This is a genomic window from Streptomyces sp. NPDC030183, from assembly GCF_055573455.1.
The window spans coordinates 7,729-19,913 of record NZ_JBVIBK010000049.1 but is presented as its reverse complement, the minus strand read 5'-3'; the positions used below and the strand labels follow the sequence as shown (position 1 = coordinate 19,913).

Sequence of the window (12,185 nt, the reverse complement as noted above, 5' to 3'; positions counted from 1 at the left end):
CCGGCCTCCGCCCGTTCCCCGGCCCCCGGCCGTTCCTCGGCCCCCGGCCGTTCATGGGCCTCCGCCCGTTCCTGGGCCTCCGCCCGTTCCCCGGCCTCCGCCCGTTCCCCGGCCCCCGGCCGTTCCTCGGCCCCCGGCCGTTCATGGGCCTCCGCCCGTTCCTGGGCCTCCGCCCGTTCCCCGGCCCCCGACCGTTCCTGGGCCTTCGGCCGTTCGCCGGCCTCCGGCCGCCCCGCTCAGTCGGCGTGGCGGACGGTCTGGCGCAGCGGAGCCGCGGCCCGCAGGACGAACCACCCCGCCTCGTCCACCCCGGACATCAGACGGCCTCCGATCGACGACAGCCGGAACTGCAGATTGCCCAGTCCGCTGCCGTCCGAGCCGGCCGACAGGTCCCGGAAGCCCGAGGCGGTCTTCTGCACCCCGTCGTTGGCGATGGTGAGGACCAGCTCGCCCGAGGAGCTCGCGCGGAACTCGATCCGGCAGTGCTCCGCCTTGCTGTGGCGCAGCAGGTTGGTGATGGCCTCCCGGAGCACCGTCGCCATGATGGTGCTCACCTCCCCTTCGGGAAGGTCGACCCGGCACTCCACCTCCGCCTGGATGCCGGCGGCCGCCAGGACCGCCTGCGCCGACACCGCCTCGGTGGTCAGCGACATGTCCCGGTAGCCGCGGGCGACCGTGCGGACGTCGGAGAGCGCCTGCCGGGAGATCTCCAGGATGCTCTTGAGCTCCTCCAGGGCGCGCTCGGGGGCCGCGGGCACCAGCCGGCACGCCAGTTCGCTCTTCAGGGTCACGGCCGACAGGCTGTAGCCGAGCAGGTCGTGCAGGTCCCGGGCGAAGCGGAGCCGCTCCTGGGTGACGGCCAGCCGGGCGAGCTCGGTCTGGGCCGCGTGCACCTCGACCACCAGCTGGGCGAGCCGGTTGAGGCCGTAGACGATCAGTCCCGTCAGTACCGTGGAGACGGCGATGTACACCGAGCCGACCAGGTTCATGCCCAGCAGCGGCCCGGTCGCCGCGGCCGCCGCCGCGACCAGCCCGAAGAGCGGCCAGGCCACCGTGGGCTGGAGCACCAGCAGCAGGGAGGCGCCCAGGAAGCCGGCCATCCCGCCCCAGCCGAACCCCAGGGCGAACAGCGGGAGATAGGTCAGCAGGGCCTGGAGGGTGAGCGTCCACCGGTACCAGCGTGCCCGGAACCGCCGCAGACGCTGGGCGGTGTGTACCAGTTGAAGGAGGAAGACCAGGCTGAAACCGAGGGCCGAGGCGGCGAGGGTCAGCGGCCCCGGCTCCGCGTCCGCGATGTTCAGGAAGCCGGTCAGGACGAAACCGCACTCGACGATCAGGACGACGCCCCGGGCCAGCCGGGGTGGCGGGGCGTTGAGGCCCAGGGCGCGGACCGCCGTCGAGAGAGTGGTGTTGCCGCCGACCCCGCCGGTGGCGGTCTCCCCTAAGGAACGGTCGACTTCTGTCTCCGCGCCCGGCGCGGCTGTCTCCATGAACGCCCCTCACCTGAACGGGATCAAGGAGCGACCAGTCTATGCGGGATCATTGAACTTTAAGTATTAGATGTAGGACTCATGGACCAACTGTGCGTTTTTAGGGGATGGTTGGTGACAGAGGCGGGGCCACGCCGAGGGCGAAGCCCCCGACGCTCGGCTCGGTCAGCCAGTCGGTGCCGGTCGTGCGGGCGGCCAGCTCGACGTCACCGCTCCCCAGGGCGCACGCGGCCAGGCCCATCGCCGTCCCGATCAGATACAGGTTCTGGACGACCGCGCCGACGTGCTTCAGCGTCAGCGCGTAGGGCAGACCGCTGTACTTCCACGACAGCCGGTGGATGCGCGAGGTGATGGTGATGACCACCGCGGGCGGGTCGTCCAGCCCGGCGGTGATCTGCGCCTCCGCGAGCAGTTCCGCCGTCGCAGAGTCGGCCCCGCCGTCGCCGACCTGTACCAGGCAGTGCTCCAGCGGCGCGTAGTAGTGGGTGCCCGACGGGATGCCGGAGCAGTCCCGGACGGTCAGGTAGAACTCGAGCTCGTAGGCGCGGCCCCCACTGGGGTACGGCCGGTCGGTGTACGCCTCCCCGTGCCGGCCCCCGTCGTGCCGCTCGTGCAGGCTGCGCACCCGCAGCGCCCGGTAGAGGAACTCGCCCAGCGCGGCGGCGGTGAGCGGCTCCGAGCCGTAGGTGCGGATGCTGTGGCGCTTCTCCACCACGGTGGTGAACGGCGGGTCCGCGGCCGTCACCTCGCTCAGCGAGGGCCGGGGGAGAACGATGCGCGGGCCGTCCGGCAGCGGCTTGACGGCCGGGGCCGGGGGCAGGCGCTCGGCCAGCGGATAGGTGGCGCCGAAGTCCGCGTCGTGCCGGCCGAGCGTGGAGCGGCTGTGGAAGAGCAGGTCGACGGCACCCCACGACAGCAGCGCCGGGTCGCGGTCCTCCGCGAAGCGGGTGACCGGGGTGCCGCCGCCCCGGCCCGCGCCGTGCGCGTCCGGCCGGGCGCGGTCGTCGTCGGCGGGCGGCGACTGCTCCGCGGAAACCACCATGCCGGCCCCCAGCAGGTGGCCGACGATCTCCGTGACCACCGCGGCGGGCAGCGGAACGGCCGCGGTGATCTCGTCGACCGTGAGCGCGCGGCCCAGCATGCCGACCACCCAGGCGGCCTCCGGGCCGTGCAGCACGACCCGGTACAGCGACACGGGCCCCTCCAGGACGAACCCGTCGCCCTCGCTGCGCAGGAACGCGAAACGGGACAGCCGCACCGGACGCTGCCGGTCGACGGCGTCCGGCCGGTACCGGGCCGACTGCGCGATCGGCACCACCGACAACAGGGGCTGGTCGGCGCCCTCCAGCGTCAGGGAACGCACCACCATGTGCTGCAACCGGTGCAGCACCATCAGGATCTCCGCCTGCGCACCCGTGGCGGTGGCCGTGCGCCCCCCGGGGGAGGAGGGGCGCACGGTGCTCTCGGCCGCCATCTCGGCCGCCACGTTGGCCAGCGATATCGGGCCGAGGCTCATCCGCCGCAGCGCCTCGCGGACCAGCGGGCCCGCCCGGTGCAGCCGGGTCTCCCCCCACCGCCCCGAGAGCACCACGGGACTGGCCGGGCCGCCCATGTCCACCAGGACGTCCTCACGGAGCGACCACAGGGCGACGCAGCGCCTCTCGCTCTGCGTTGCCACGACGGTGCTGAACGGCCTCTCGGCGGACATAGGGGCTCCTGGGGGGCAGGGAAGACGGCGGTGGGGCGCCGTACGGCTCAGATGAACGGTCAAAGGAACAAGGGGACCGGATTGAGGTCGTCGTACGGTGTCGGCGCGGACAGCCGGCCCAGCCGCACCGGTACGTCGAACAGCCGGCCGGGCGCGAACCGGGCCCAGAAGTGGCGCAACCCCGGTACGACGACCTTCACCACCGGGATCCCGATGTCGGGCCTCGTCTGGTCGAGCACCAGCAGATCCATGCCGTGCCCGCGCAGCAGCTCGACGACGGCCTCGACGTCGTCCCGCAGATCCGGGCGGTGCCGGAAGGCGAAGTCGGCCGGACGCCGCTCCGGTTGGGCGGGATCGGGCAGCAGGTACGGCTGCGTGGCCACGGTCGCCCCCCACCACCAGCCGAGCGGTTCCGGCGCCGTCGTGCCGTAACCCGTGCCGTCGGGCCGCGCGCCGATCACGGCGGGCAGCAGCTGGTTCATCTCGGTCAGCGCGCGGCGCAGCGCCACCGCCGGGTCGAAGTGGGCGCCGAAGCCGAACATGATGTCCTCGGCGGGTTTGTCGGTGCGCCGCGACACCGCCGCGAACACCGGCACGCCCAGGTCGGAGGTGAGGTCCAGGACCCACACCTCGCGGTTCATCCGCCGGTACACGTCGAGCAGTTCCCCGGTCCAGCCGTCGCCGAACCCGTCCGGACCGTGCAGCCGCACGCCGGGCTGCCGGGTGCGGTTGTACCACCACAGGGCGACGGCGTCCCGCTCGACCAGCTCCAGGAAGCCGTGCAGGATCGCGTCCTCGAGGCTGCTGCCCGCGGCGTTGCCGTTGGAGTCGGCGCGCAGCGAGCGCCGGCCGGCCACCGGGCGCGACGACCCGTCGGCGGCGCCGGGGAAGTACAGCATGCCGGTCGGCAGCAGCCGTCGGCGCCGCTCGGTGAGCGACCACACCGGGGTCCAGTCGACCGGGGCCCGGTCGTCGAAGGGCTCGGGCACGTACTGGAACGCGTCGTGCAGGGCGTTCCACCGCTCCCGGTCGCGGAACTGCCGGGGCGCGAACAGCTGGCAGACGTCCGGGGAGACGGCCACGTCCCCCAGGCCGCGCAGACTGTCGCGGACGCGCGGCTCGTCCCCCTGGAGGGTGCCGCTGTAGCGCTCCAGCGCCTCGCACATGGCGCTCACCTCGGCGTCCAGCGCGGTGGCGCCCTTGCCGCCGCTGAGGTGGCGAAGACCGGCCCGCAGCCGCGCAAGATCGGTTCCGCCCAGCGCGGCGTTGCGGCCCGCCAGGTAGCAGTGCAGCCCCGCCGGTGCCCGCGGGTCCCTGCGGATCTCCTCGATCACCCCGGTCACCGGGCTGACCAGGTGCGCGTACCGGTCACGGACCTCCTGGGGGGAGTGCGCCCGGTGCCCCCCGCCCCCCGCGTACGGCGCCTTGGGCCGGGACACGAGCGTCACCGGCTGCCGCACCCGCCGCGCGACGAGGCCGGGGTCACCGCAGTCCGGGCACTGGGGGCGGCGCCTCAGCTCGTGGTGACGGGTCGACAGGGCGAGGGTGTCCAGGGTCAGGACCGCGGACTGGCCCGGATAGCGGTAGCCCGCCAGCCACTTCGCCGTCTCCAGCGCGGTGAGCTGCGCGGCCGCCGCGGCGGACGGCGGCACCTGGGCGGCCGGCCGGGGCACGGGGCCGCTCAGGCCGAGCGCCCGCCGCACCGGGGCCTCGCACAGCCGGTGACCGCGCAGCCGGTGGGCCAGGCAGGACCAGCAGGGGCCGGCGTCCGGCTGGAACACCGGGCCGATCCAGGCGGTGGAACCACCGGGCCGGGCCAGCAGCCAGGGCCGCCCCGTGGCCCGGTGCAGGGCGTCGATCTCACGCAGCTCGGGGTTCAGATAGTCGTCGCAGACGACGAGGGACAGCGGGGCGAGGTCGTCCCCGGTGGCGCGCTGCGCACCGTGGGCCCGGCCGTCCGCGGCCACCGAGAGTCCCGCGGCCCGGCACGCCTCCCGCACCCCCTCGGCGCTCGCCCCGCCCACCGTCAGGATCTCCAGCGGAGCCGCGGCCAGCCGCCGCAGGGCCACCGTGCCGTCCAGCCCGGCCAGTTCCCAGAACGCGCGGGCGGGCCGGCACGGGTCGCCGGGGCCGCCGGTGACCGGGGCCGGTGCCGAGTACCCGACGAGACCGGCCTGGGCGAGCCGCGCGACCAGCCGGCCCACCTGCTCGGGCGGTATCTCGGGAGCCGCGTCCCTCAGCAGGGACGACAGGTCCCTGGTGCCGTCCAGCAGGGGCACCAGCGCCTCGATGTGGTCCCCCTGAAGCGCGGTCACCCCACGGTCGGAGAGGAGGTAGGCGGCGTCGTCGGCGACGACCTCGGCTCTCAGGTGGCTGCGGAACCCCACGGGTCGCCGGTCGTGCGTGGTCGGCGGATGCGCGGGACGTTCACCGAAGACGGCGGTCACGGCGCGACCCCCCGGCTCCCGGCCCCCGCGGTCGAGTGCCGGGCGTCCGGGGCCGCCTCGTCGCTCAGGCAGAAGCAGAGGTGGGCGTGGGCGGTCGTCGGCCGGGAGAGCTCCTCGATGGTCAGTTCGCCCATCGGGTTCTCGGGCAGCGAGGGCGGCTGCTGCCCCTGGGCCAACGTGACGCCGAACTCGTCGAGCACCGATGTGGCGTCCACCCGGTAGCGCCGTGACAGCTCCGGCTCCAGCCACGCCCGGGCGACCAGTTCCATGAACCGCAGTTCCTGGCCGGGGATCCGGTCGAGCCCCTCGGCCTGGTCGGTGCCGCGCGTACCGTCGAGAGTGGAAATTACGCCTTCGTGCACGTTGCCCTCCGCATTGACCTGTGTATGGATCGGAAGTCGCCGTGATCGGACCGGCAGAGAGGATTCTTCGGGCACGGGGTCGTCACCGACAGTGTTCCCTTCATGCCTCCCATGTGAATTCGTCATGGGTCGCCGCCTCGGTAATTCACGCGGGAGCGATGAAGCGATCACTGGGAGCGAGCGGCGAGGCCGTGCCAGTGTGAAGCGCTCCGAAACGCAAGCCGAGCGGTTTTGGCTGGAGGGAGAACCACATATGGAGGTCCGGGTTCTGGGGCCGCTCGTCGCCCAGCTCGACCACACGTCCGTAGTGCCCAGCGCGGCCAAGCCCCGCCAGGTGCTCGCCCTGCTGGCGCTGCACGCCGGCCAGGTCGTGACGGTGTCCACCCTGCTCGACGAACTGTGGGGGGACGCGCCGCCACGCACCGCGCCCGCGACCCTCCAGACCTACATACGGCAACTGCGCCGCAGACTGGCCACCGCGCTGGGCCCGACCGCGGTGCGCGGCCCCAAGGACGTCCTGTGCACCCGGTACGGCGGCTACGCCCTCGACGTGGCCGGCCCCTGTGACGCGACGGAGTTCCAGCGGCTGTCCACGGCCGGGCAGACGGCGCTGCGCGAGGGGTCCGTGCGGGAGGCGTCGGTGCTGCTGCACCAGGCGCTGGCGCTGTGGCGCGGCCCCGCCCTGGCGGACGTGCAGATCGGCCGGGCGCTGGAGGTCGAGACGGTACGGCTGGAGGAGACCAGGCTCGGCGCCCTCGACGCCAGGATCGAGGCGGACATGCGGCTCGGCCGGCATGCCGCGCTGCTCGGGGAACTGACCGCGCTGGCCGCCCAGCACCCCCTGCACGAGACCGTGCACGCGCAGCTGATGCTGGCGCTGTACCGCTGCGGGCGGCCCTCCCACGCGCTCGGCATCTACCAGAGGCTGCGGCAGTGCCTGATCCGGGAGCTGGCGCTGGAGCCGTCGACGCGGCTGCAGCGGCTGCACCAGGCGATCCTGCGGGCCGACCCGGTCCTGGAGTCCCCGGAGCCGACCGCACCCGACGGCGCCACACCCCGCGTCAGACCACTGACCCCGGCGTCGGTCTGACCCCGGCGTCGGTCTGACCCCGGCCTCGGTCTGACCCCGGCCTCGGTCTGAGCCCGACCTCGGTCTGAGCCCCGCCTCGGTCCGGACCGCGTCCCCCTCGGTCCGAGCCGCGTCGGCCCCGCCGCGGGTTCCCTGTTCGCCCGGTGGTCGGCTGCCGTGCGGGCGATCGGGGCGTTCCTCTCCCTTTCGGATCTGTCGTCGTTTGGCGGCCCTTAAGCGCCGCTCCCGACGCTGTGGGCAGTGCGGGGGCTGGTCACCTGGTGGCCACCGCGTGACGAGAGGAGTTCCGGGGCACTATGACGCGATATCTGAGACGCGGTGGCACACGCCACGACGGTCGCCTGCGCATGTTCTGCTTCCCCTACGCGGGTGGCGGTGCCTCCGCCTACGCGGGGTGGCAGCGGTGGCTGGGAACCGGCGTGGAGGTGCTGCCGGTGCAGTTGCCCGGCCGTGAGGGCCGGATGGCGGAGCCGCGCTTCACCGATCTCCCCGCGCTCGTGGCGGACCTGGACCGGGAGCTCGGTGAGGAACTCGACGGCCCCCACGTGCTGTTCGGGCACAGCATGGGCGCCCTCGTCGCGTTCGCCCTGGCCCAGTACCGCCGGGCCCGCGGCGAACGGCTGCCGCTCGCGCTCCTCCTCGGCGCCCACCGCGCCCCGCACCTGCCCGCGCCGCCCCTCACCCACGGCTATGTGGCGGACGACATGGAGCTGATGCGGGGGCTGGCCGCGCTGGGAGGTCTGCCCCGGGTCCTGCTGGACCGCCCGGAGTGGCTGGCGGCGCTGCTGCCCGTCGTCCGGGGCGACCTGATGCTCTGTGAGGGCGCCGGCAGCGTGGACCGCACGCCGCTGCCGATCCCGCTGCACACCTTCGCCGGGGCCGAGGACCGGCTGGTGACCGTCCCCGAGGTACGGGAATGGTCCCTGTACTCCACGGTGCACTGCGAGACCGTGGTGGTGCCGGGCGGCCACTTCTACATCAGGGAACAGGAGAGCGCCTTCCTGGACCGGCTCACGGAGGTCCTGAGCCGGTACACCGACATAGCCGACCTGCTCGGCATGGACCTGGTCGGAGCCCCGACCGGCGACTGACACCCCCTCCGACAGGAGTCCCCTGCGGGGCCCGACCCGCCGGACAACCCAACGGCGCCGACGGCCGCCTCTCCTCCCGAACTCACGGAGGAGAGGCGGCCGTTCGCGTGCCGGGTCCGTTTGGCCACGGTACGCGACGGGTTCACGCCGAGGGGTGGCCGCTCGTGCGCCGCCCCCGACACCGCCGGGCCGCCCGGCGAGAGGCAGCCCGCGCCCGCCGCTCCGGCACCTGCCCAGGCGGTCCTCCCACGCGCCGGGCGGCTCGCCCGAGGGGCGGCCGCAGGTTCGGTGTGCCGCGGGCGCGGCGGGCCAAGTCGCTGATCTCGCGGGCGGGCTCAGGGCGTCGGAGCCGGGATCCTCCGTCCACCGGGCGGCCGTTCGGTGTGCCGCGGGCGCGGCGGGCCAAGTCGCTGATCTCGCGGGCGGGCTCAGGGCGTCGGAGCCGGGATCCTCCGTCCGCCGGGCGGCCGTTCGGTGTGCCGCGGGCGCGGGGGGCCAAGTCGCTGATTTCGCGGGCGGGCTCAGGGCGTCGGAGCCGGGATCCTCCGTCCGCCGGGCGGCCGTGCGACGCGCCGGGCGGCTCGCCTCCGTCCACCGGGCGGTTGTCTCGCACCCCGGGCGGCCTTTCGACGGGGCGTCCTTGGGCCGGGCCGCCCTCTCGCGCCGGGCGGCCGTTCGTCCGCGAGGCGCTGTCGTCGGGGTCGCTCAGCCGACGGGTGTCTGCCCCGCCGGGACCTCCGGGGTCGGGGTCTTCGATGCCGGGCTCTTGAGGGCCGGGGTCGCCGGTGCTTTCGTGCCCCCGGCCGGGGCTCCCGCCTTGTCCGGCGACCACGTGCGGCCCGGCATCAGGAGGGCGGCGACCGCCGCGCCGGCCGCCACGGCGGCCGCCGCCGCGGTCAGGCCCAGTCCGGCGGCGTTGTCGAAGGCCGCCCTCGCGGCCTTGGCGAGCGCGTGTCCCGTCTCGCCGCCGGTGCGTTCGGCGAGTGACAGGGCGCTCTGCAGGGTGCGCGTCGCCGCCCGCGGCCGGCCGGCGTCGGTCATCGCGTCCGTGTAGCTGTGGGCCAGGACACTGCCGACCACGGCGACCCCCAGCGCGTTGCCGAACTCCTGCATCGTCATGTCCAGCGAACCCGTCGCACCCGACCGCTCCGGCGGCACCAGCGACATCACCACGTCCGTGGTCGGCCCCATGGCCAGCCCGAAGCCGATCCCCGCGAGGACGAGCCCGCCGAGCACCGGCGGATAGCCCTCGCCCACCCGGCCGAGGACCAGCACACCCGCCGCGCCGAGCGCCAGACCCACCGCCACACTGCCGCCCGGCCCGACCCGGCGGACCACCGCGGGGCACACCATCGTGCCGAGCAGCACCGCCAACGCCACGGGCATCACGGCGAGACCGGCGCGCAGCGGCCCGTACCCGAAGGCGAACTGGAGCCGCTGGGTGAGGACGAACAGCGTGCCCGCGAGACCGAACATCAGCAGCAGGATGCTCACGCTCGCCCCGATGAACGGTGCCCGGCACAGCAACGCGAAGTCCACCATGGGGGACGGGTGCCGGCGTTCCCACAGCACGAAGCAGACACCCGCGACGGCGGCCACGGTGAAGCCGGTGACCGGCCACGTGGACGTCCAGCCGTGCTTCGCCGCCTGGATCGTCCCGAACACCAGCCCCACCATGGCGCCCGTGCCGAGCAGCGCGCCCACCGGGTCCGGGCGGCGCGGCGAGGGATCGGCGGACTCCGGCAGCAGCAGCGCCCCGGCGACCAGCACCACGGCCACCGGCACCAGGTTCACCAGGAAGATCGACCCCCACCAGAAGTGGCCGACCAGGGCGCCGCCGACCACCGGACCGGCCGCGACGCCCAGCGCGGAGCAGCCGCTCCACACGCCGATCGCCCGGGCCCGCTCGGCCGGCGGGAAGACGTCGACCAGGACGGCGAGCGTGCCGGGCATGATGCACGCGGCGCCCAGCCCCATCAGCACCCGCGCCCCGATCAGCTGACCGGTCCCGTCCGCCGTCGCGCCGACCAGCGAACCGACGCCGAAGACGGTGGTCCCGAACAGGGTCGCGCGCTTGTGGCCGTAGCGGTCGGAGAGCGTTCCGGCGGTCAGCAACGCCCCGGCGAGGGCCAGGGCGTAGCCGTCCACGATGAACTGGATCTGGCCCACGTCGGCGTCCAGGCTCCGCATCATCTGGGGGATGGCCACGTTGAGCAGGCCGTTGTTGAGCACGATCGCGAACAGGGCGAGGGAGAGCACACCGAGGATCCACCAGCGGCGGGGATCCGCGGTCTCGGTGCCGGTCATGGGTCGGTCCTCCGTCAGGCGCGGGCACAGGGTCACGGCCACCCTGGCCGCCCCCGCTGAAGGGGGACTTGCGGCACCGCCCCCCACCTCGCGCCGCCGCCCCCACCTCGCACCGTCCCCCCCCACATCCCGCCGCGCCATCCCGCCCCGCAGTGCCGCCGTCCGCTCAAGCGGCGCTTCAGTGGCGCTCCCTACGGTCCCGGCGGTGCTGCCCTCGGGTGAGCGGCGGCGAACACCGAAGGAGGTGCCATGGAGCTCCCGGTTCGGCTGCGGCAGGCCCGCTCCGCACTACTGCTGGTCTTTTTCGTCCACGGCGCGGTCTTCGCCCTGCTGGTCACCCGTATCCCGGCGATCCAGGACCGGTACGGCCTCAGCGACGCCGAGCTGCCGCTGTTCCTCGCGGCCGTCCCGGTCCTGGCCGGCGTCGGCACGGTCACCGCCTCGCGGGTGGTCCGCCGGGTCTCCTCGGCCGTCGTGGTGCGGGTCGTCCAGCCGGGGATCTGCCTGGCGCTCGCCGGGGTCGGGGCGGGCCGGGCCGTCTGGCAACTCGCCGTCAGCCTGGTGGCCTTCGGGCTGCTGGTGGGCGCCATGGAGGCGAGCCTGAACATGACGGGCGTGGGGATCCAGCGCGGCTACGGCCGCAGCATCATGCTGGGCTTCCACGGCGCCGCGAGCCTCGGCGGCATCCTCGGCGCCGCCCTGGCCTGGGCCGGCGCCCACTGGCACCTGTCGCTGTTCACCGTCTTCGCCGGCTCCGTCGCGCTGCTGCTCCCGGCCGCGGTGGTGGCCGGCCCCCGTCTCCTGCCGCGGCCGGACGAACCGGGCGCCGGGAGCGCCGCGCCGTCGGCCGCCCGGTCCGCCGCGACGTCCGCCGCCGCGACGTCCGCCGCCGGGACGGCCCCGGCGCGGCCGGACGGCCGGCGGGGTGTCCCCTGGAAACCACTGCTGCCGCTCTGCCTGATCATGGCCGTGTCCGTCGTCGCGGACTCCACCGCGACCAACTGGAGCGCCAAGTTCCTGGAGGACACCCTGCACAGCTCGGAGGCGATGGCGACCGTCCCCTACGGCCTCTACATGGTGGCCACCCTGCTGGGCCGCGCCCTCGGTGACGGCTGGGTGCAGCGGTGGGGGGCCGCGGCCGTGGTGCGGGCGGGCGCCGTGCTCGCCGCGCTGGGCTTCGCCGTCGTCGCGGCGGCGCCGGAACCCGTGACCGCCGTCCTCGGTTTCGCCGTACTCGGCGTGGGGCTGTCCGTCATCATCCCCCAGGCCCTGGTGATCGGCGCGCAGCGGCTGCCGGGGGCCGAGGACACCGCCGTGGCGCGTGTCAGCCTCTTCAACTACGTGGGCTTCCTGGTCGGCCCGCCGCTGGTCGGCGCGGTCGGCGCCGCCGTCTCCTACCGCGCGGCCATGTGCGTGCCGCTGCTGCTGGTGCTGGGCGTCCTGCTGGTGGCCCGTTCCCTGGCCGCACCGGCTCCGGCGGACTCCTCCCCCCGCGTCCCGCGTCCCGAGACACCCAGAACCACTGTCGGCTGACGGCGCCGCGCGTCCCCCGGCGCGGCGCCCCCGGTCGTGGGGGGGGGGGGGGGGGGGGGGGGGGGGGGGGGGAGAGGGGGGGGGGGGGGGGGTGGGGGGGGGGGGGGGGGGGGGGGGGGGGGGGGGGGGATGTGGGGGAGGGGGAGGGAGGGGGGAG

The 12,185-nt window shown here is 74.7% G+C and carries 8 protein-coding genes; 3 read left to right on the top strand and 5 right to left on the bottom strand.

From position 1 onward, the window contains the following. Positions 1 to 236: 236 nt before the first annotated feature. The 4 genes from ACZ4Z2_RS36005 to ACZ4Z2_RS35990 form a co-directional block, all read right to left on the bottom strand. A complete protein-coding gene (locus ACZ4Z2_RS36005) occupies positions 237 to 1,490 on the bottom strand; it encodes a sensor histidine kinase (RefSeq protein WP_468081874.1) in 1,254 nt (417 codons plus the stop codon). 100 nt (positions 1,491 to 1,590) lie between these two features. Further along, positions 1,591 to 3,198, bottom strand: a complete 1,608-nt coding sequence (locus ACZ4Z2_RS36000; protein WP_468081872.1) for a SagB/ThcOx family dehydrogenase — start codon at positions 3,196 to 3,198, stop codon at positions 1,591 to 1,593. A 59-nt stretch (positions 3,199 to 3,257) separates the two neighbouring features. Next, a complete protein-coding gene (locus ACZ4Z2_RS35995; protein ID WP_468081871.1) occupies positions 3,258 to 5,645 on the bottom strand; it encodes a TOMM precursor leader peptide-binding protein in 2,388 nt (795 codons plus the stop codon). Beyond that, complete coding sequence (locus ACZ4Z2_RS35990; protein ID WP_468081870.1) at positions 5,642 to 6,007, bottom strand: TIGR04351 family putative TOMM peptide; 366 nt, start codon at positions 6,005 to 6,007, stop codon at positions 5,642 to 5,644. The genes ACZ4Z2_RS35995 and ACZ4Z2_RS35990 overlap by 4 nt, the downstream gene beginning before the upstream one ends. A 253-nt stretch (positions 6,008 to 6,260) precedes the next feature. On the opposite strand from ACZ4Z2_RS35990, the gene ACZ4Z2_RS35985 reads away from it, so the two are divergent. Both ACZ4Z2_RS35985 and ACZ4Z2_RS35980 read left to right on the top strand, forming a co-directional pair. Beyond that, complete coding sequence (locus tag ACZ4Z2_RS35985; RefSeq protein WP_468081869.1) at positions 6,261 to 7,097, top strand: AfsR/SARP family transcriptional regulator; 837 nt, start codon at positions 6,261 to 6,263, stop codon at positions 7,095 to 7,097. Between the two features lie 296 nt (positions 7,098 to 7,393). Beyond that, on the top strand, positions 7,394 to 8,188 hold the full coding sequence (locus tag ACZ4Z2_RS35980) for a thioesterase II family protein (protein WP_468081868.1): 795 nt from the start codon (positions 7,394 to 7,396) through the stop codon (positions 8,186 to 8,188). A 705-nt stretch (positions 8,189 to 8,893) separates the two neighbouring features. Here ACZ4Z2_RS35980 and ACZ4Z2_RS35975 read toward each other — a convergent pair. Next, complete coding sequence (locus ACZ4Z2_RS35975; RefSeq protein WP_468081866.1) at positions 8,894 to 10,495, bottom strand: MFS transporter; 1,602 nt, start codon at positions 10,493 to 10,495, stop codon at positions 8,894 to 8,896. A gap of 249 nt (positions 10,496 to 10,744) precedes the next feature. Here ACZ4Z2_RS35975 and ACZ4Z2_RS35970 point away from each other — a divergent pair, with 249 nt between their 5' ends. Further along, positions 10,745 to 12,028 carry an MFS transporter gene (locus tag ACZ4Z2_RS35970; RefSeq protein WP_468081864.1) on the top strand — a complete coding sequence of 428 codons (1,284 nt, stop codon included), beginning with the start codon at positions 10,745 to 10,747 and terminating at the stop codon, positions 12,026 to 12,028. Positions 12,029 to 12,185: the final 157 nt, after the last annotated feature.